Source organism: Vagococcus proximus (genome assembly GCF_029143285.1).
Classification (GTDB): Bacteria; Bacillota; Bacilli; order Lactobacillales; family Vagococcaceae; genus Vagococcus_D; species Vagococcus_D proximus.
In genome coordinates, this window is sequence record NZ_JAPDSH010000002.1 from 77,391 (window position 1) to 96,658 (window position 19,268).

Sequence of the window (19,268 nt, forward strand, 5' to 3'; positions counted from 1 at the left end):
TTAAAAATAAAGAAATGAGAATGGGGAGCGAGTTAACTTGGAAGAAAAACACAATTATTATCATCATCGCTGGATTATTTTAACAGCGATTGGATTATTTACATTTATGTCAACACTAGATGGAAGCATTGTTAATGTGGCGCTTCCAACGATATCAGAAGATTTAGGAGTAAAGATGAATCAATCAGAGTGGGTTGTTTCGATTTACCTTATGACAGTCTGTGCTTGTCTGTTATTATTCGGTAAGATTGGTGACAGTAAAGGAAAAGTAAGAGTCTTTAAATTAGGAACTATTATTTTTGTAATAGGCTCGCTACTATGTGGCATTCCGGGATCGTTAACATTGCTGCTGGTTTCACGTATTGTTCAAGCTGTGGGAGCAAGTATGACGATGGCGACAGGAACAGGGATTATCACAGAAGTATTTCCTATGAGTGAGCGAGGAAAAGCGCTTGGTTTAATGGGCTCGTTCGTTTCGTTAGGGTCAATAACAGGTCCAGGTGTAGGTGGTATGATCTTGCATTCGCTACACTGGTCGTACATCTTTTGGATTAATGTCCCAATCGGTATTATTACAATTTTAATCGGTCAAAAATATCTACCTAAAGAATCGATAAAATCAGACAAAAAGATCGATATAGCCGGTTTTATAACCTTTGCAACCTTTATTATGGCCTTTTTTGGTGGTGTTTTTATAGGTCAAGAAATAGGTTTTAAACATGTTTCCGTGCTGGGGCTGATTGTACTATCACTTGTCAGTTTGGTGATGTTTATAAAAATTGAAGGACGTGTGGAAAATCCATTAGTTAAGTTTTCAATCTTCAAAAATAAGATGTTTACAATGAGTTTATTAACAGCCTCGTTGATTTTTGTGAGTAATTTCTTTGCTAATGTGATCGTGCCATTTTATTTACAAAACAATAGAGGGTTATCCCCAAGTAAAGCGGGTATGTTGATGATGGTTTTCCCTTTGGTAATGGTCATCATAGCGCCAATTAGTGGTATGCTTTCCGATAAAGTAGGGCCTATGATTCTATGTTTAATAGGATTAGGTGTTTTAACACTCTCACAATTTTGTTATATGTTAATCGGAGAAACAACACCACTTACACTTTTTGCGATAATTCCAGCACTTATGGGCTTAGGGAATGCGCTTTTCCAAGCTCCTAATAATGCGATTGTTATGAGTAGTGTTGACGTGAAGGATTTAGGGATTGCAGGTAGTTTGAATTCTCTTGCTCGTAACTTTGGAATGGTAGTAGGTATTTCAGTTTCAACAACGATTTTATATAGTTCAATGAGTTATAAATACGGTTCTCGTGTGACGACATATTTGACGGAGCGCCCTGATGTCTTTATATATGGTTTGCGAGTTACCTATTTTGTTTCATTTGCGATTTGTTTAGTTGCATTCTTTATGACAGCTTGGCGTTACGTTAAAAATAAAACTGAAGCGTAGCTGATTGTCTGCTGGATTGTATAGTCGATATTTTTTTGTTATTTAAGGTCACAACCTATATAATAGTAGTGATAAGTAGATAGCCAAGTCACATCAAAGGAAAACAGGAACGAATGGCAATATAAAGGAGTGAGTGTCTGATGGCAACAAAGCACGATCAAATTTTAGAGTATATTGAAAGCCTACCTGTAGGAGAACGTATTTCTGTTAGAAGTATTGCTAAGAACTTAAGTGTCAGCGAAGGAACAGCTTACCGTGCGATTAAAGAAGCGGAAAGTACAGGACTTGTTTCGACCATTCAACGAGTCGGAACGATACGTATTGAACGCAAAATGAAAGGAAACTTTGAGCGTTTGACCTTTGGTGAAGTCGTAAAAATCATTGAAGGGAAAGTATTAGGTGGCGAAGCAGGGTTAGAAAAAACACTATCTAAATTCGTGATAGGTGCCATGACAAAAGAGGCCATGAACCGTTATATCGAACCAGGGTCTTTGATGATTGTAGGGAATAGAGAAGAAGTACAGGCTTTGGCGTTAGAAAAAGGTTCTGCTGTTCTTATTACAGGTGGATTTGAAACGACAAAGGAAATAGTGGGCCTAGCTAATGAAGTTGGTATGCCTATTTTAAGTACAACTTACGATACATTTACTGTGGCAACAATGATAAATAGAGCAATGAGTGATCAATTAATCAAAAAAGATATTATGTTGGTGGGAGATATATACACTAACTTGGAAAATACGCGGTATTTATACACGACGGATACGTTAGCGGATTATCGTAAGTTGTCTGATAAAACAAATCATACAAGATTTCCAGTAGTTAACAAAAGCTTACGTGTCTTAGGTGTTATAACAGCGAAAGATGTGATTGGAAAACAAGATAGCCAAACGTTAGATAAAGTGATGACGAAAGAACCAACCAGTGTAAAAAAACACATGAGTGTGGCTAGTGTCGGACATTCGATGATTTGGGATGGGCTTGAAATGATGCCGGTTGTAGAAGATGATCTGTCATTATTAGGAATTATTTCACGACAAGATGTGATGAAAGCGATGCAAATGGCACAACGTCAGCCACAAGTAGCCAATACTATTTCTGATGAGGTATCTTCAGAAGTAACAACACTTTCCACAGATATCACTAATAATAATGTAAGGTTTGGCTTTACTGTAACCCCACAAATGGTAAGTACAGTGGGAACAATTTCTTTTGGTGTGTTAAGTGAAATTGTCAGTAACGTGTCCCAACGTATGATGTATTTACATCACCGAAGAAATGTAGTGATTGAACAAGTGAATCTTCATTATTTCCGTTTAATTCAAATTGAAAGTGAGCTAGATATTCGCCCGAGAATTTTAGAGATTGGGCGACGTTCAGCTAAGTTAGATATAGAGGTTTATTTAGAAAATGCCATAGTGGCCAAAGCAATTGTTATCTGCCAACTCATGGAAAAATCATAAGAAAAAGGTGCCATTATGACCATTCAAGAAGAAATATTTAAAAAGATAAAAGAGTATCAAAAAATAATTATACATCGTCATCAAAGTCCTGATCCAGATGCCTTAGGTTCACAAGGTGGACTTGCTGAGATTTTAAAAGCCAGCTTTCCTGAAAAAACAATCTTAAAAGCGGGTGGAAGCGTCAATGATCTTGGTTTTTTAATTGAGATGGATGATGTTTCACATGAAGAGTATTCAGGTGCATTAGTTATTGTAACTGATACAGCCAATGCACCTCGAGTTAGTGGTGAGTTGTTTGATCAAGGCGAACTGTTAATTAAAATCGATCACCATCCAGATGATGAACCTTACGGTGATCTTTCATGGGTTAATACAAGTGCAAGCAGTTGTAGTGAAATTATTTATGATTTTTATGATCTGTTCCAATCAGAATTGACATTAACAGATGAAGGCGCACGTTTACTTTATGCAGGTATCGTTGGTGATACAGGTCGGTTTATGTACCCATCAACAACACCGCATACGTTAAATGTTGCCTCTAATCTAAGAAAATATAACTTTGATGCGCCGTTATTGAATCGTCAAATTTCAGAGATGCCTCTTAAAGTTGCTAAGTTATCAGGCTACGTGTTGCAAAATCTAGAGATGGATGAGTCAGGCGCAGCTCGTATTGTCTTACCACAAAGTGTTTTATTAGAAAATGACGTAGTAGACAGTGAAACCTCTGCTTTAATTCCTTTGGCTGGGCAAATCGATAATGTTGTCGCTTGGGGCTTGTTCGTGGAGCAACCTGCAGGCAATTATCGCGTTCGTTTAAGATCAAAAGGACCAGTTATTAACACTATCGCTAAAAAACATAATGGTGGCGGACATCCGTTGGCTAGTGGTGCTAAGGCAGTTGATTTAGCTGAAGTGGATGAGATGTATCAAGAAATCATTGCAGCTGTAGAAGCGTGTAACTAAAAAATGCTGAGACAATTGTCTCAGCATTTTTTTAATTTGTATGTTCTTCTAATTCAAGACTAGCTTCTTCCCATTTTTCTAAAAGGGTTTCTTGTTCAGTTTCTAAGGTAGTTAACTCTCGTTGAAGATCCATTAACTTTCCTGGATCATTAATGTGTTCTGGTGAACTCATTTCTTCTTGAACGGTTGTGGTTTTTTCTTCGATTATAGCGAGTTGTGCTTCGATGTCATCAATAACTCGTGTAATACTTCTAATTTTACGTTGCTCTTCTTTTGACTGATAGAAGGCATTTTTTGTAGAAGGTGTTGTTGAAGCTGTTTCTGGATTTTTCTTAGCTTCTTCAGCTAACATTAATTGTTCGATTTCTTCTTCTTCTTTTTTCTTCTCAACATAGTAATCATAGTCGCCTAGATAGAGTTTGCTACCATTTTCTGATAATTCTACAACCTTTGTTGCGATACGGTTAATGAAGTACCGGTCATGGGAAACGAAGAGTATTGTCCCTTCATAATCAATAAGTGCATTTTCAAGTACTTCTTTACTATCGATATCAAGATGGTTGGTAGGCTCATCCAAGATTAAGAAGTTTTCTTTATTCATCGCTAATTTAGCAAGAGCTACACGCGCTTTTTCTCCCCCACTTAATTGAGGAACTGTTTTTTCTACATCTTCCCCTGAGAATAAGAAGCTTCCCAAAATAGAACGAATATCTTTTTCAGGTGTAGTAGGGTGCTCGTCCCAAAGTTCTTGAAGGACAGTTTTGTTAGAACGTAAGTTGGCTTGCTCTTGATCATAATAACCAATACTGACGTTTGTTCCTAAGCTAACAGTTCCATTTAGTAGCGGAATTTCTTTAATTAGTGATTTAAGTAAAGTTGATTTTCCAATACCATTGGGGCCTACTAGAGCGATGGCTTCCTGTTTACGAATATCGAGGGTAACAGGTGAACATAAAACGGTGTCATCATAACCAATGGCGACATCTTCGGATTGTAAGACAATATTTCCTGACTGCTTCTCAATGGAAAATAAGAAACGAGCTGACTTTTCATCACCAAGGGGCTTGTCTAATCGATCCATTTTTTCTAATTGTTTACGGCGACTTTGCGCGCGTTTGGTTGTGCTCGCACGAGCTAAGTTACGGGCAACAAAATCTTCTAATTTATTAATCTCAGTCTGTTGTTTTTCAAACGCTTTTTGGTCAGAGAGTAACTGTTCCTCTTTTAAGACCAGATAGCGAGAATAATTCCCTTTGTAACGCGTTATTTTTCGACGTGATAAGTCATATACTTCATTGACTATTTTATCTAGGAAATAGCGGTCATGTGAGACAATTAAAATAGCGCCACGGTAGTTTTGCAAATAGTTTTCTAACCAAGCTAGTGTTTCAATATCTAAATGATTGGTTGGCTCATCCAAAATAAGCAATTGAGGTTTTTCAAGTAATAGTTTAGCGAGAGCTAAACGTGTTTTTTGACCACCGGAAAGGCTAGCAATATCACGGTCATAAAAGCTTTCATCAAAACGAAAACCATTTAAAACAGCTTTGATTTCAGCTTCATAGCCATAACCATTTTGTTCGTTGAAGTTATGCTGAAGTTGGTCGTATTCTTTTAAAATACTATTATACACATCGGGATTCTCCATAACATCAGGATTTCCAAGTTGTTCTTCTAAATGATGCAGTCTTTTTTCAACTTGTCTTAGCGCTTCGAAAGCTGTTAGCATTTCTTTCCAGATGGTTTGTTCACTGTTTAAACCTGTATGTTGATCTAAGTAACCCATGCTTAAATTTTTAACTTTAGAAATCGTTCCTTCATCAGCAGGATCAATACCAGCTATTATTTTTAATAATGTTGATTTTCCGGCACCATTTCTTCCGACAAGGGCGATTCTGCTATTATCTTGTATTTCCATTTGTATGTTTTCAAAAAGTGTATCGCCACCAAAATGACGTGCCACTTGATTAGCTTGTAGTAAAATCATAATATCTCCTCTTTGTTTCCTTATATGTTATCTAGTCTAGCATATTTATCTGAAAAATTGTTGAATATGTACCGTAGCTTAATAAAAAAAAATTCACAAGTTGAGACAACTAAATTGCTTTTATTACTATAATACTGGTATCATATTAAAGTAACAGTGTAGCTGTCACGTTTCTAGAAAAAATATAGGCTTTGTTTGAAAGCAAACAAGCGTCGGAATATAGCAATAAGTGTTATATATTATAGGGGGATTATTATGAAGAACACAGTAATACCAAAAGCAACAGCAAAACGTTTGCCGCTTTATTATCGTTATTTAAAAGTGTTATTAGATTCAGGCAAAACGAAAGTATCATCTACGGAATTAAGTGAAGCGGTAAAAGTCGATAGTGCGACAATTCGTCGTGACTTTTCATATTTTGGTGAATTAGGCAAAAGAGGTTATGGTTATGATGTTGAGAGTTTATTAGAATTTTTCTCAAAAACGTTAAGTGAAGACCGTTTAACTAATGTCGTACTAGTTGGTGTTGGTAACTTAGGAAATGCTTTATTAAAATATGGTTTCCACCATAATAATAATATTCGTATTAGTGCAGCATTTGATGTGCGTGAAGACTTGGTAGGACGTATTGTTGATGGGATTCCAGTTTATCCAATGAGCGATATGGAAGAGCAAATCAAACAACAACAGATTGAAATTGCTATCTTAACAATCCCAGCAGAAAGTGCTCAAGATACAGCAAATTTATTAATTGATGCAGGCATCAAAGGGATTATGAATTTCACACCTGTTAGATTAAATACACCGTCACATGTTCAAGTACAAAGTATAGATCTTACTAACGAACTTCAAACATTGATTTATTTCTTAAATCATTATACAAAAGAAGAGGAATAAAAAATGACCATCCTAGGATGGTCATTTTTTGTCTTAAATTATAGCTAATTGAATGAGAATGACAAGAGTATTCATACAACAGTGAGTGATAATAGATGTCCAAATGTTCCCTGTTAATTGATATAAGTAATATAGAGCCATTCCCATAGCGAAGTAAACTAAAATATGACCGTCAGCATGGGCAATAGCGAATAAAAATGAACTAAAGCAAGCCGCTAAAAGTGGTGTGATATATTTTGTTAAGACACCCGTAATAGCACGTCTAAAAATAAATTCTTCCATAATAGGACCAGCAATACTAACAGTTAAGATGAAAATAGGAGACATTTTAATCATTTGCATAATATTTTCAGTATTTTCAGATTCTGGTGTAGCTCCTATGAAAAGTTGTTCAACCATGCCAGCAACTGTTTGTGAAAAGAAGGCTAAGATAATTCCGATTAAACCGATTTTAATGACCTGTTTGAAAGGTAAATTTTTCCCACGTTCGATAACAGGTGTTTCAGTAAGTTTAGGGCTTAAGTAAATCATGATTCCTGCGCCAATCACATAAGTTGCAGCAGAGAACATAATAACTTGTTGTGGATTAAACTTTAAAGGTAATGTAAGAAGTGGGGCAAAGAAAATGAAACAATACGTCAAAAGATTGACGGTTAAATATTTTTTTAAACTCATAACGAACTCCTTTATTTCTATTGATATTGGTTAGTATATCATAAAGGATTTAACGTGCGATTTATTTTTTTAAGATTATGACATAATACTTGCTAAACTCTAAAAAAATAGGTATGATAATAAAGGAGTTAGCACTCATGGGGTGTGAGTGCTAACTCCTAAGAAAACACTTTAAAATTATTGAAACGGGAGGAATTGACAATGTTAAAACCATTAAGTGATCGCGTTGTAATCGAAGTATTACAAGAGGAAGAAGTGACAGCAGGAGGCTTAGTCTTGACATCTGCGGCAAAAGAAAGACCGCAAACAGGGACTGTTGTAGCAGTTGGACCAGGACATTTACTTGAAAATGGCACTAGAGCAGCGCTTTCTGTTAAAGAAAATGATAAAGTGTTATTTGAAAAGTACGCAGGTGCTGACGTGAAACACGAAGGTAAAGACTACCTAATCGTTCATGAAAAAGACATTATTGCAATTGTCGATTAATTAAAAAATTAAATGAAACAAAAACATAACTAAAAAATAATTATTGAGGTGAAGGAAAATGACTAAAGATATTAAATTTTCAGTAGATGCACGTGCATCAATGGTTAAAGGTGTGGACACATTAGCAGATGTTGTAAAAGTAACTTTAGGACCTAAAGGACGTAATGTTGTTTTAGAGAAAGCATTTGGATCACCACTTATTACAAATGATGGTGTGACGATTGCTAAAGAAATCGAATTAGAAGACCATTTTGAAAACATGGGAGCAAAACTGGTATCAGAAGTAGCATCTAAAACTAATGATATCGCAGGAGACGGAACAACAACTGCGACTGTCTTAACGCAAGCAATTGTTCGCGAAGGTCTTAAAAATGTAACAGCGGGAGCTAACCCAATTGGTATTCGTCGTGGGATTGAATTAGCAACTAAAGCTGCAGTAGAAGAATTACATGCTATTTCTAAACAAGTAGATTCTAAAGAATCAATCGCGCAAGTAGCGGCAGTTTCTTCAGGTTCAGAAAAAATTGGGGAGTTAATCTCTGATGCTATGGATCGTGTTGGTAATGACGGTGTTATTACCATTGAAGAGTCTAAAGGGATTGAAACAGAATTAGACGTAGTAGAAGGTATGCAATTTGACCGTGGTTACTTATCACAATATATGGTGACAGACAACGATAAAATGGAAGCTGTTTTAGAAAATCCGTATATCTTAATCACTGACAAAAAAATCTCTAATATTCAAGAAATTGTGCCATTATTAGAGCAAATCTTACAACAAAATAAACCATTATTAATCATCGCGGATGATATTGATGGAGAAGCATTACCAACACTTGTTTTAAACAAAATCAGAGGAACATTCAACGTTGCTGCGGTTAAAGCACCAGGCTTTGGTGACCGTCGTAAAGCAATGTTAGAAGATATCGCTGTTTTAACTGGTGGAACTGTTATTACTGAAGATTTAGGTTTAGAATTAAAAGATACGACACTAGAATCTTTAGGTACAGCTCGTACTGTAGTAGTTGATAAAGATAGCACAACAATCGTTGAAGGCGCTGGAGATAAAGATCAAATCGCGGAGCGCGTTAACTTCATTAAAATTCAAATGGCGGATACAACGTCAGAATTTGACCGTGAGAAATTACAAGAGCGTTTAGCTAAATTATCAGGTGGCGTGGCTGTAGTGAAAGTCGGAGCACCAACTGAAACAGAATTAAAAGAACAAAAATTACGTATTGAAGATGCATTAAATGCCACACGTGCCGCAGTAGAAGAAGGTATCGTATCTGGTGGTGGAACAGCCCTAGTGAATGTGATGAGTCGCGTTGCTTCTATTGAAGCAGATGGCGATGAAATGACAGGGGTTAATATCGTATTACGCGCATTAGAAGAGCCTGTACGCCAAATTGCAAACAATGCTGGACTAGAAGGTTCAGTTGTTGTAGACAAGCTTAAACAAGCTGAATTAGGCCAAGGATTCAATGCTGCAACAGGTGAATGGGTAGATATGATTGAATCAGGTATCGTAGACCCAACTAAAGTGACACGTTCAGCGTTACAAAATGCTGCAAGTGTTGCGTCACTTATCCTAACAACTGAAGCTGTTATTGCTAATAAACCAGCAAGTGACAGTCCAGCTGGCATGGGTATGGGCGGCATGGACCAAATGGGCGGTATGATGTAAGACTAAAAAAGAGCAAGCACTTAAGTGCTTGCTCTTTTTTTTATGTTTTGAAAAGCGGTTGAAGGTGTGTAAAAATAGCGTCATAGTCTACGCTAAAAAGACTGTCTTTTAAATAAATAAAGTAAAAATTATGAGCTGTTTCGAGTGAACGCAATGGAATACGTTTAAGTGTCATGTTTTCTAGATCTTCTTTCACAACGGTTTCGTATAAAAAAGTAATTCCATGATTGTCAGCAACTAGGTTTTTAGTTGTGGGCAAGTTACCTACGGATAAAAGACGCTCAAAATCATGAACGGTACTATTTTGTTCAGCTAAGAGATGTTCTAAAATAAGCCGAGACCCAGAACCATCTTCTCTGATGATGAGAGGGAAGTCATATAAATCATCAATTGAATAGGTTTGATTGAGTTCTATCGGGAAGTCCTTGCCACAAACACCGATAAAAGGTTCCGTACTTAATTTATGAGAGGTGAAGAGCTCTTTGGGAAAGTTACCCTCAACAAGTGCAAAATCGATTGCGCCAGATTGAAGTTTTTTAATAATATGCTGGGTATTTTCCACATGACAAGCAATATTTGAATGAGGATAACGGGTCGTAAAATCTGCCATAATGCGTGGTAGATAATAATCGCTAATTGAAAGTGTAACTGAAAAGTTAAGAGGTGGACTTTTTTTATCATCGGTAATAATATCAGCTTCTATTTTTGATATTTGAGCTTTCAAATTTATAAGATAATCATAGAGTTTCTGACCACCTGGTGTTAAAGTCAGTTGACGCTGTTTATAATTTACTAATTTGGTGTTGTACCGTTCTTCTAACCATTTGATATGCTGACTAACAGCGGGTTGAGTAATAAAAAGTTTTTCTGCAGTTTTGGTGTAGTTTTTTTCATGACATAAGGTTAGGAATGTTTCGTATCGTGTATCTAACATAGTCCCTCCATAAGTTTGATTTATAGAACTATTATAATATATAATTTAATTTTATCAATAGACCATGCTAATCTAATAGTAGATAAATTAACGAGAAGAAAGGTTAGAGGAAGAATGACTAAATTAGTGAAAGAAAATTGGCGAGGTGTAGCGGTCTGTATTGGTCTAGCTATTATCGCCCAAGAGATAGGGAAAATATTTCCTAAAATTGGAGGAGCATTATTTGCGATAATGTTAGGGATTATCTGTGGTAATACCATTTTTAATCAGCCTGTATTAGCAAAGGGTGTTAAGTTCTCAGAGAGTAAATTATTAGAGTTTTCTATTTGTTTGACAGGGTTAACGTTGAATTTGACTGACGTTATGAGTGTTGGGGTGCGAGGTGTAGGATTTATTGCGATTCAAATGATAGGGACTATCTTTTTTACTTACCAGTTAGGAAAGATACTTGGTTTTAATCGTAAATTTACACTGTTGATGTCTGCAGGAAATGCGGTATGCGGATCGTCAGCTATAGGGACAGTTAGTCCAATTGTTGGAAGTGATGAAAAAGACAAAGGAATTTCGATTACGATAGTTAACTTAACAGGTACTATTTTAATGGTCGCGTTGCCGATTTTGACGAGTCTTATTTACCAGCACGATACATTACAAACCAGTGCGATGATTGGAGGCGTTTTACAGTCTATAGGGCAAGTTATTGCATCAGGTAAATTAGTGAATGATTCAGTAACAGAGATGGCTACTATTTTTAAAATTATTCGTATTATTTTCTTAGTTGTAATTGCTTTAGTTTTTGCAAAGATGAACACACAGGATGAAACTGCTCCGTTATTTAGCAAAACGAATTCAAAAAAATCAGCTAGTAAGGTTGGTGTTCCTTGGTTTATTACAGCGTTCTTTATCGGTTGTATTTTAATGTCGTTATCAGTAGTACCAGAAGGTGTTTCATTTCTTGCTAAAAAAGTCAGCAATCAATTTGAAATTATAGCGTTGGCAGGTATTGGTATGCGTGTGAAGTTTAAAGATTTAGTTAAAGAGGGCCCTAAATCTATGGGATTTGGCTTATTAGTTGGAGTGTCACAGGTGGTACTAGCTTATGTTTTAATAAAAATCCTCCTTTAATTATATAAAACAAAAGGAAACGCTTGCATTCTTGTGGGAATGGTGTTAGATTATGGAGGTGTGAAAGAACTTATATAATTAAATAAAGAGCAGACTATATGTACAGGTGGGTGGGCTATACGCTATCCGTCTGTCTTTTTTTGTTTGTTAGATTAAAGGAGAGATTAGTTTGGAAGAGAAGGCAGTTAATATGAAGCAAGAAATTTTGGCAGGACTTACCGCTTTTTTTGCAGTATCCTATGTTATTATTGTCAATTCGATGATTTTAGCAGAAGCAGGCATTAGACCAGAGCTAAGTGTTTTTGGTACTATTTTGATTTCAGTTATTGGATGTTTAGCCATGGGGTTTATTGGAAAAGTACCGATTGTCTTAACAACAGGTATGGGAGTAAATTCATTTTTCACCTATACACTGGTTTACTCATTGAAGCTAACATGGCAAGAAGCGTTAGCAGCAAGTTTCTGTGCGAGCTTGATTTATTTAGTGGTAGCCTGTACACCACTTGCTCAGATTTTAATAGAAGCCGTTCCGGAGAGTTTGAAACACGCGATTACGGCGGGGATTGGTATTTTCTTAGTGTTAGTCGGACTTGAAAATGGTGGCATTATTGTTCGTGGTGAGCATACGTTTATGGAGCTTAACTCGTTCCAATCACCGGTATTATTATTAACACTGGCTTCACTTGTCATTACGCTGATATTACTTTTAAAAAATGTTCAAGGAAGTTTTTTTATTGGTATTATTGTCACAACACTTTTTGCGAATATTTTTAATTTGGTTCCCAAAACCGATAGTTTATTTTCATTATCTGCCATTACGGAATACCCTCAAATTGTTGGGAAAATGGATTTTTCGAGTATTCTTTCAACTAAATTTATTTTAGGGACGTTCTCTTTAGCCATGATCCTAATTTTTGAATCAATGGGATTATTTAATGGATTGTTACCTGATTTAAGTGATAAACAATTTAAACGTGCTTTTAGAGTAAATGGTTTTGTTATGCTGCTATCAAGTGTTCTTGGTACAAGTCCAACTATTCCTGCAGCGGAAAGCTCAACAGGAATTCAACAAGGTGGTAAAACAGGACGTACGGCAGTTACAGTAGGTATTTTATTCATCGTAGCATTCTTCGCGATACCATTGTTAACTTACATACCAAGCTCAGCCTTAGCACCAGTTATTATCATTACAGGTTGCTTGATGATGCAGAATATTCAACATCTTAATCTCAATGATTTATCTGACTGGTTCCCAGCGTTCTTAATGATTGTGTTAATGGCTTTCTCAATGAGTATTTCAGATGGTTTAGCATTTGGTTTTGTATCATATCCAATCGTTAAAGTTATTGTAGGAGAAGGGAAAAAGATTTCAAAACCAATGTGGATGATCTCGTTCTTTTTCTTATGTTATTTGATTGCTAAAATTTGGATTTAATAGAAAACATCTATCTCTTGATGAGATAGATGTTTTTTTTCGTATCTAGCGGTAAAGAGGGTACAGGTGAAAAATATGTTATATGTTGAGACAAAAATAGGTAAAAAAATAGGTGTACTTGATTATTCTAAGAGTGAACTAGAGCAAATGAGGACTGAGAAGTTCTATTGTCCGGGATGTCATCAAGCAGTTAGGCTTAAAAATGGCCCGATTTTATCAGCTCACTTTGCTCATATTTCAGGTGACGTCTGTGAATCTTTTTCAGAAGGTGAAACAGAAGAACATTTGAAAGGAAAAAAGATAATCGCGGAGTGGTGTGAAAGGTCAAGTATCCCTTATGAGTTAGAGGCGTACTTACCGAAATTAAAACAACGCCCAGATTTTTTGATAGATAAGAGATTAGCGATAGAGTTTCAGTGTAGTCCACTTTCTTTGGAGCGGTTTAAGGAACGAACAGAAGGATATCTATCTAATGGATATGAGGTTATTTGGGTATTAGGTAGGCGTTATTTTTTAGGAGAACGATTAGCAACATTACAAAAAGCAGCAATGACGTATCATGTTAACCGCGGATTAGTAGTATGGCAATTAGATATAGAAAAACAAGAAATGATTTGTAACTATAATATTCAGAGGCAGTTGGTAACAGGAAAATTATTTTATAATAAGACTATTTTTAGGGTGGATAAAATAGACAGTCAAACATTGACGCATTACATGATGAGTATGACTAAACCTAAGACAATCCAATTTTCAAAGTCAGAGTTAAATGAGGTCAGGCTTGAACTTATTCGTAAATTGGTACGAAAAGATTCACAGTTATTAAAGGTACAATCTGCTTGTTATAAAGAATTTTTTTTACTTCAAACAATAGCGGATGAGTGTTTTTATCCACTTGTAAGTTCGCCTGTACTTGGGGATGAGATACTTTATTTGAGAGCACTTTACGGCGGTGGAATTTCAACAAATGTATGGTATGACTGTTTAATTAATAGACCAGAACTTCTAAAAAGATTAGAAGGATTTCCTAGTTTAGTCTTACGAGATCCAAATAAAGCGTATGATTATTTAGAATTTTAATTCTGAATAATTAGTAAATGATTAGAAAAAAAGGATTGAGAAAATAAAAGATTAAGTACTGATAAATGATTGTATTCCTTTTAAACAGACGCTTTCTTCAGTGGTTATTACTTTAAAAAATAAAATAGTATGGTATGATAGGTTATATTAAATGAGTAAATGATAAGAAAAGAGGGTGTCGTATGGGTGAAATTAAACAATTACCAAAACGTTCAGAAGTGAGTGAAGAATTAACGTGGGACCTAAGCTCTATTTTTAAGAGTGACGCGGAGTTTGACACAAGCTATGAAGAGCTTGAGGCAACACTTATTGAGGTGAGTTCATTAAAAGGTAAACTAAGTGAAGGACCATCACAGCTATTAAAAACGTTACAAAAAATGGACGACGTGTCTGCAAAATTTGAGGACTTATATGTCTATTCACATTTGAAAAATGATCAAGATACGGCGAACGCAACTTATCAAGCAATGCATGCTAAAGCGAGTAGCTTAGCAGCTCAATTAAACGAGGCATTTTCATGGTTTGAGCCAGAGTTATTAGAATTATCAGATGAAGAGATTTGGGCTTACTTTGATCAAGAAGAAGGCCTAGCTATCTACAGACATTCGATTGAAGAGTTATTAAGTAGCCGTCCTCATATCTTATCTGCAAAAGAAGAAAGTTTACTTGCCAGTGCAGGTGAACTTTTTGGTGCATCAAGCACGACATTCTCCGTCTTGAACAATGCAGACTTTAAGTTTCCTGTTGTAAAAGATGAAGAAGGAAACTCTGTTCAATTGACTCACGGTTCATATGGTCAATTATTAGAAAGTACAGATTTTTCAGTACGCGAAGCGAGCTTTAAAGGCTTATACAGTGTCTATCAACAATTCCAACACACATTAGCAAGTACTTTAAGTGCAAATGTTAAAGTTCATAACTATAAAGCATCAGTTAGACATTACGGCTCAGCAAGAGAAGCGGCATTATCAGCTAATCATATTCCGGAATCTGTACACGATACACTGATCCAAGTAGTAGATAAACATCTACCGCTCTTACACCGTTATGTTGGCTTAAGAAAAGAGTTACTGGGTGTTGAAAAATTACACATGTATGATATGTATACACCGATTTTAGGTGAGGCTCCGATTCGTTATTCATATGAAGAAGCGGTAGAAAAAGCATTAGAAGCATTACAACCGTTAGGAGAAGAATACATGACTGTCGTAAAAGAAGCCTTCTCAGAGCGTTGGATTGATGTGGTAGAAAACCAAGGAAAACGCAGTGGTGCCTACTCATCAGGAGCGTATAATACAAAACCATTTATTTTAATGAATTGGCATGATAGTTTGGATCAGTTGTATACCTTAGTTCATGAGATGGGTCACAGTGTTCATAGTTACTTTACACGCAGTAACCAACCTTATGTCTACGGTGATTATTCAATCTTCTTAGCAGAGATTGCATCCACAACTAACGAAAATTTATTAACAGAGTACCTTCTGAAAACTGAAACAAACCCTGAAGTAAGAGCCTATGTATTGAATCGTTATCTAGATGGATTTAAAGGAACTATTTTCCGCCAAACACAATTTGCTGAATTTGAACACTTTATCCATGAAGAAGATGCTAAGGGTGTGCCGTTAACAAGTGATTACTTAAACGAGTACTATGCGGATCTTAATAGCCGTTATTATGGGCCTGCTGTTGAAAAAGATGAAGAGATTGCAGTAGAATGGTCACGTATCCCTCACTTCTACTACAATTACTATGTGTATCAATATTCAACTGGTTTTTCAGCTGCAACAGCTTTAGCTGAGGGGATTTTGACTGGATCAGAAGAAAAATTAGAAAATTATCTAGCTTACTTAAAAGCAGGTAACAGTGATTATCCAATCGAAGTTATGAAAAAAGCTGGGGTCGATATGACAGATGGCGCGTATATTGAAAAAGCAATGGCTGTATTTGACTCACGTTTAATTGAATTTGAAGAATTGGTTAAAACGTTAGATAAAAAATAAATAAAAAGCTTATCACCTTAATGGGTGATAGGCTTTTTAATTTTCTAATAAACGTAAATAGGTATCGGCTAAATTTTGATGTGTAATGACAGTATTTTCTTTTACTAGTGGTGCAATTGTTTCAGGTTGATCCATAGCAAGTAAGTCAGCTAGAATATCATCTGTAGGGTGTTCTTCAACTAGAATACCGTAATCCTGGTCACAAGTATAGTTGAAATAAACCATAGAAGAAGCAAAGGAAACTGACATTTCTTTTGCGATGATTTGATCTGTTTCAAACGACTCTTTAACATTTTCAGATTGACGATCGGTAGTAAACATCTCCCAGTCACCGTGTAAATCAATAACAGTTTGTTTGACTAGTTCTTCACTGTAGTTTTTGTTATGTTGTACGGCTTCTTGTAAGGCCATAAGGAACTGTTGTCCTTTTTTCTTACCTTGTAGCTGCATCGCTTTGTAGTCAAGAGCTGCTGAATAAGAATCTTCAAATAATTTATTTCTATCATTTAGATTGCAGTCATGGTTACAGGTAGTAGAAAGGTAACGTTGAAATGTCTGTAAGTTCAGTAAAGGCAGGAATTTAAATTGTATCTTTCTTTGCTCATTTTTAACCATCTGTAAAATGCGCTTTTCAGAAGCTAGGCACTCTGGACAGAGTGGGTGTACAAACAAATAGACTTCAATCATAGCAATCCCCCATATCTTTCTTTTTCTTTTCTATATATAATGTATCACTAAATTTGTTTTTTATGAAATAAAAGGGCTTATAAAGCCTTTTTTGCACGTAGTGTTCGTGAAATTTTATTTTCAGTAGGAATATAAGTAATCCCCTGTTCATTAATGAATTTCACAAAAAAATCTTTTCCTGAAACTGCCTCTCGAACTTCCATTTCTAATTCATAATCGTGCTGACCGTGGTACCAACTTTCATCTAACACCAGTAAATGTGCCTCATCAAGTTTGTATTCTAAACGTTTTGTTTTTAGTTCCCCTATTAAACAAACAGTATTAGCGTCAATGTTAAACTCTTGCAATTTTTCAGCTACATGACCAGTAGCTAGGATATTATTTTCCTTAAGTAGTGCCGCCGCATCTTCTTGAGTTAAGTAATCGGTTGTTTCAAGAAGTCCTTCATGATTTTTTAGTGGTGATTTTAATGTTAGTTCAGCTTTATCATCAAAGGTTCTGATACGAAGGCCCAGTTTTTTTTGTTTCAGATCGCCTTGAGGAGTATCAAAGTAATAATTAGTTTGGGTAAAAGAGTGATCATCAGATAAATCAAACGCTCTACATAGTTTTTCGTAATCTTTTTCAGTTAGTAACGATTTAAATTCAATTTCAATTTCTTGGCTCATAGTATGCCTTCTTTCTAAAAAGCTCATTAAGAATATTCTCTCTAAAAAATTAAGAATAGTCAATCTTTTTTTAACAAATAGCCTATGTACAACGCTAACTTTTTCGTCATTTTTGTGATAAAATAAAGCGTGAGTTATTGGGCAAGTAAAATAAAGTAAAAAAGAGGTTTGCTGAGATGGATAATTGGGAATTATTTATTGCACCTTATGAACAAGTGGTGTCAGAAATGAAAATCAAATTAAAAGGGATACGAAAGCAATTTCGTGATAACAACCAACATGCGCCAATAGAGTTTGTAACCGGTCGTGTAAAGCCAGCAGATAGTATTAAAATAAAATCAAAGCTTAGAGGAATACCTTTAGACCGTTTAGAGACAGAAATGCAAGACATTGCAGGTCTTAGAATTATGTGTCAATTTACAGATGATATTTATGAAGTGGTCCGTTTAATTCGCTTGCGTAAAGACATGCGAGTTGTTCAAGAACGTGATTATATAACCAATCAAAAAGAAAGTGGTTACCGCTCATATCATTTAATTATCGAGTACCCGGTTCAATTGGTAACGGGTGAAAAGAAAATTTTTGCAGAAATCCAAATTAGAACCTTGGCGATGAATTTTTGGGCGACGATAGAACATTCACTCAACTACAAATATCAAGGCGAATTTCCACAAGAAATAAATGAACGTTTACGTAAAGCATCTGAAGCTGCTAGTTTACTTGACGAAGAAATGTCAGAAATTCGTGAAGAGATTCAAGAAGCTCAACATTTATTCTCTCATGGTCGTGGTAAAAAAGAGGATCATTATTACCAAGCGTTTCTGAAAAAACGTGAGTTAGAGCAAATTGAATTTGAAAAAAATAATCCAGAAGGTGACGTGAATGAACATGTTGACACCTGATAAGGTAAAAGTATCAATCGTTGCAAATGATTCAATAAAATCGCAACGTGCACAAATCCGTTTAAAGCAATTACTTGCGGATACAGAAATAAAAATTGATGAAAAAGAACCAGATATCGTCATTTCAATTGGAGGAGATGGGACGTTATTGTCAGCGTTTCATCGTTATTCTCATATGTTATCAAAGGTCAGGTTTCTAGGGATTCATACCGGACATCTAGGATTTTATACAGATTGGCGAGATTATGAACTTGAAGCACTTGTAGAAAGTTTAGTTGCAGATGAAGGTGAAAGTGTGAGCTATCCACTTTTAGATGTCTATATTGAACATAAAGAAGCAGAGAAATCACGACACTTTTTAGCTTTAAATGAGTGTACGATTCGTCGGGTTAACAAGACTATGGTAGCAGATGTCTTTATTAAAGAAGACTTTTTCGAACGATTCCGTGGAGATGGGCTATCGGTTGCAACGCCAACGGGTTCAACTGCTTATAACAAGAGCATGGGAGGTGCAATTATACATCCTCGGATCAACGCTCTGCAGTTGACTGAAATTGCATCATTAAACAATCGTGTTTATAGAACACTAGGCTCGCCTCTAGTTATTGCAAGCAATGAATGGATTACGATGAAGTTGGATGAAGCAGATGATTATTTGTTGTCAGTTGACCAGTTGTCTATTCCACAATCGAGTGTTAAAGAATTAACCTTCAGTGTGGCGAACGAACGCATTAAGTTTACGTCATATCGCCATACCCATTTTTGGCGTCGGGTAAAAGATGCCTTTATCGAAGAAAGTACAGAGGAATGAGGAAGT

The 19,268-nt window shown here is 35.8% G+C and carries 17 protein-coding genes; 12 read left to right on the forward strand and 5 right to left on the reverse strand.

All coding sequences use genetic code 11. The features are described from left to right. Positions 1-37: 37 nt before the first annotated feature. From OL233_RS02980 to OL233_RS02990, 3 genes are all read left to right on the forward strand, one after another. On the forward strand, positions 38-1,459 hold the full coding sequence (locus tag OL233_RS02980) for an MFS transporter (RefSeq protein WP_275470896.1): 1,422 nt from the start codon (positions 38-40) through the stop codon (positions 1,457-1,459). A 140-nt stretch (positions 1,460-1,599) separates the two neighbouring features. After that, positions 1,600-2,922: a DRTGG domain-containing protein gene (locus tag OL233_RS02985; RefSeq protein ID WP_275470897.1), complete on the forward strand. Its 1,323-nt coding sequence runs from the start codon at positions 1,600-1,602 to the stop codon at positions 2,920-2,922. Between the two features lie 15 nt (positions 2,923-2,937). After that, positions 2,938-3,885, forward strand: coding sequence for a DHH family phosphoesterase (locus OL233_RS02990; protein WP_275470898.1), 948 nt, complete (start codon positions 2,938-2,940; stop codon positions 3,883-3,885). 31 nt (positions 3,886-3,916) lie between these two features. Here OL233_RS02990 and OL233_RS02995 read toward each other — a convergent pair whose 3' ends face one another. Beyond that, positions 3,917-5,872 carry an ABC-F family ATP-binding cassette domain-containing protein gene (locus OL233_RS02995; protein ID WP_275470899.1) on the reverse strand — a complete coding sequence of 652 codons (1,956 nt, stop codon included), beginning with the start codon at positions 5,870-5,872 and terminating at the stop codon, positions 3,917-3,919. A 255-nt stretch (positions 5,873-6,127) separates the two neighbouring features. Between OL233_RS02995 and OL233_RS03000 the strand changes: the two genes are divergently transcribed. Further along, a complete protein-coding gene (locus OL233_RS03000; RefSeq protein ID WP_275470900.1) occupies positions 6,128-6,769 on the forward strand; it encodes a redox-sensing transcriptional repressor Rex in 642 nt (213 codons plus the stop codon). A gap of 33 nt (positions 6,770-6,802) precedes the next feature. On the opposite strand, the gene OL233_RS03005 is transcribed toward OL233_RS03000, so the two are convergent. Continuing rightward, entirely contained in the window at positions 6,803-7,444 is a 642-nt protein-coding gene (locus OL233_RS03005) for a CPBP family intramembrane glutamic endopeptidase (RefSeq protein WP_275470901.1), read from the reverse strand. Positions 7,445-7,645: 201 nt separating this feature from the next. Here OL233_RS03005 and groES point away from each other — a divergent pair, with 201 nt between their 5' ends. Together groES and groL are read left to right on the forward strand one after the other, a co-directional pair. Continuing rightward, positions 7,646-7,930 carry a co-chaperone GroES gene (gene groES / locus OL233_RS03010; protein WP_126831562.1) on the forward strand — a complete coding sequence of 95 codons (285 nt, stop codon included), beginning with the start codon at positions 7,646-7,648 and terminating at the stop codon, positions 7,928-7,930. A gap of 58 nt (positions 7,931-7,988) precedes the next feature. After that, positions 7,989-9,617 carry a chaperonin GroEL gene (gene groL / locus OL233_RS03015; protein ID WP_275470902.1) on the forward strand — a complete coding sequence of 543 codons (1,629 nt, stop codon included), beginning with the start codon at positions 7,989-7,991 and terminating at the stop codon, positions 9,615-9,617. A 40-nt stretch (positions 9,618-9,657) separates the two neighbouring features. On the opposite strand, the gene OL233_RS03020 is transcribed toward groL, so the two are convergent. Further along, positions 9,658-10,551 carry a LysR substrate-binding domain-containing protein gene (locus OL233_RS03020; protein WP_275470903.1) on the reverse strand — a complete coding sequence of 298 codons (894 nt, stop codon included), beginning with the start codon at positions 10,549-10,551 and terminating at the stop codon, positions 9,658-9,660. Between the two features lie 114 nt (positions 10,552-10,665). On the opposite strand from OL233_RS03020, the gene OL233_RS03025 reads away from it, so the two are divergent. The 4 genes from OL233_RS03025 (at position 10,666) to pepF (ending at position 16,194) form a co-directional block, all read left to right on the forward strand. Next, positions 10,666-11,676 (forward strand): YeiH family protein, encoded by a 1,011-nt coding sequence (locus OL233_RS03025; RefSeq protein WP_275470904.1) that lies wholly within the window; start codon positions 10,666-10,668, stop codon positions 11,674-11,676. A 169-nt stretch (positions 11,677-11,845) separates the two neighbouring features. After that, the gene (locus tag OL233_RS03030; RefSeq protein ID WP_302470519.1) at positions 11,846-13,111 is read left to right on the forward strand and encodes an NCS2 family permease; all 1,266 of its coding nucleotides are present in this window, start codon (positions 11,846-11,848) and stop codon (positions 13,109-13,111) included. 75 nt (positions 13,112-13,186) lie between these two features. Then, entirely contained in the window at positions 13,187-14,191 is a 1,005-nt protein-coding gene (locus tag OL233_RS03035; protein WP_275471180.1) for a competence protein CoiA, read from the forward strand. A gap of 182 nt (positions 14,192-14,373) precedes the next feature. After that, complete coding sequence (pepF, locus tag OL233_RS03040; RefSeq protein WP_275470905.1) at positions 14,374-16,194, forward strand: oligoendopeptidase F; 1,821 nt, start codon at positions 14,374-14,376, stop codon at positions 16,192-16,194. Positions 16,195-16,230: 36 nt separating this feature from the next. Here pepF and OL233_RS03045 read toward each other — a convergent pair whose 3' ends face one another. Together OL233_RS03045 and OL233_RS03050 are read right to left on the reverse strand one after the other, a co-directional pair. Next, a complete protein-coding gene (locus OL233_RS03045) occupies positions 16,231-16,881 on the reverse strand; it encodes a DsbA family protein (protein ID WP_275470906.1) in 651 nt (216 codons plus the stop codon). A 77-nt stretch (positions 16,882-16,958) separates the two neighbouring features. Continuing rightward, positions 16,959-17,549: a CYTH domain-containing protein gene (locus OL233_RS03050; RefSeq protein WP_275470907.1), complete on the reverse strand. Its 591-nt coding sequence runs from the start codon at positions 17,547-17,549 to the stop codon at positions 16,959-16,961. A 176-nt stretch (positions 17,550-17,725) separates the two neighbouring features. Here OL233_RS03050 and yjbM point away from each other — a divergent pair, with 176 nt between their 5' ends. Both yjbM and OL233_RS03060 read left to right on the forward strand, forming a co-directional pair. Further along, positions 17,726-18,451, forward strand: a complete 726-nt coding sequence (yjbM, locus tag OL233_RS03055; protein WP_275470908.1) for a GTP diphosphokinase — start codon at positions 17,726-17,728, stop codon at positions 18,449-18,451. Next, on the forward strand, positions 18,438-19,262 hold the full coding sequence (locus OL233_RS03060; protein WP_275471181.1) for an NAD kinase: 825 nt from the start codon (positions 18,438-18,440) through the stop codon (positions 19,260-19,262). Before yjbM ends, OL233_RS03060 begins: the two co-directional genes overlap by 14 nt. Positions 19,263-19,268 lie beyond the last annotated feature (6 nt).

Excerpts from the sequence above, each read along its gene's own strand:
- OL233_RS02985 (WP_275470897.1), top strand. The coding sequence starts at position 1,600 with ATGGCAACAAAGCACGATCAAATTTTAGAGTATATTGAAAGCCTACCT.
- OL233_RS02990 (WP_275470898.1), top strand. The coding sequence starts at position 2,938 with ATGACCATTCAAGAAGAAATATTTAAAAAGATAAAAGAGTATCAAAAA.
- OL233_RS02995 (WP_275470899.1), bottom strand. The coding sequence starts at position 5,872 with ATGATTTTACTACAAGCTAATCAAGTGGCACGTCATTTTGGTGGCGAT.
- OL233_RS03000 (WP_275470900.1), top strand. The coding sequence starts at position 6,128 with ATGAAGAACACAGTAATACCAAAAGCAACAGCAAAACGTTTGCCGCTT.
- OL233_RS03005 (WP_275470901.1), bottom strand. The coding sequence starts at position 7,444 with ATGAGTTTAAAAAAATATTTAACCGTCAATCTTTTGACGTATTGTTTC.
- groES (WP_126831562.1), top strand. The coding sequence starts at position 7,646 with ATGTTAAAACCATTAAGTGATCGCGTTGTAATCGAAGTATTACAAGAG.
- groL (WP_275470902.1), top strand. The coding sequence starts at position 7,989 with ATGACTAAAGATATTAAATTTTCAGTAGATGCACGTGCATCAATGGTT.
- OL233_RS03020 (WP_275470903.1), bottom strand. The coding sequence starts at position 10,551 with ATGTTAGATACACGATACGAAACATTCCTAACCTTATGTCATGAAAAA.
- OL233_RS03025 (WP_275470904.1), top strand. The coding sequence starts at position 10,666 with ATGACTAAATTAGTGAAAGAAAATTGGCGAGGTGTAGCGGTCTGTATT.
- OL233_RS03035 (WP_275471180.1), top strand. The coding sequence starts at position 13,187 with ATGTTATATGTTGAGACAAAAATAGGTAAAAAAATAGGTGTACTTGAT.
- pepF (WP_275470905.1), top strand. The coding sequence starts at position 14,374 with ATGGGTGAAATTAAACAATTACCAAAACGTTCAGAAGTGAGTGAAGAA.
- OL233_RS03045 (WP_275470906.1), bottom strand. The coding sequence starts at position 16,881 with ATGATTGAAGTCTATTTGTTTGTACACCCACTCTGTCCAGAGTGCCTA.
- OL233_RS03050 (WP_275470907.1), bottom strand. The coding sequence starts at position 17,549 with ATGAGCCAAGAAATTGAAATTGAATTTAAATCGTTACTAACTGAAAAA.
- yjbM (WP_275470908.1), top strand. The coding sequence starts at position 17,726 with ATGGATAATTGGGAATTATTTATTGCACCTTATGAACAAGTGGTGTCA.
- OL233_RS03060 (WP_275471181.1), top strand. The coding sequence starts at position 18,438 with ATGTTGACACCTGATAAGGTAAAAGTATCAATCGTTGCAAATGATTCA.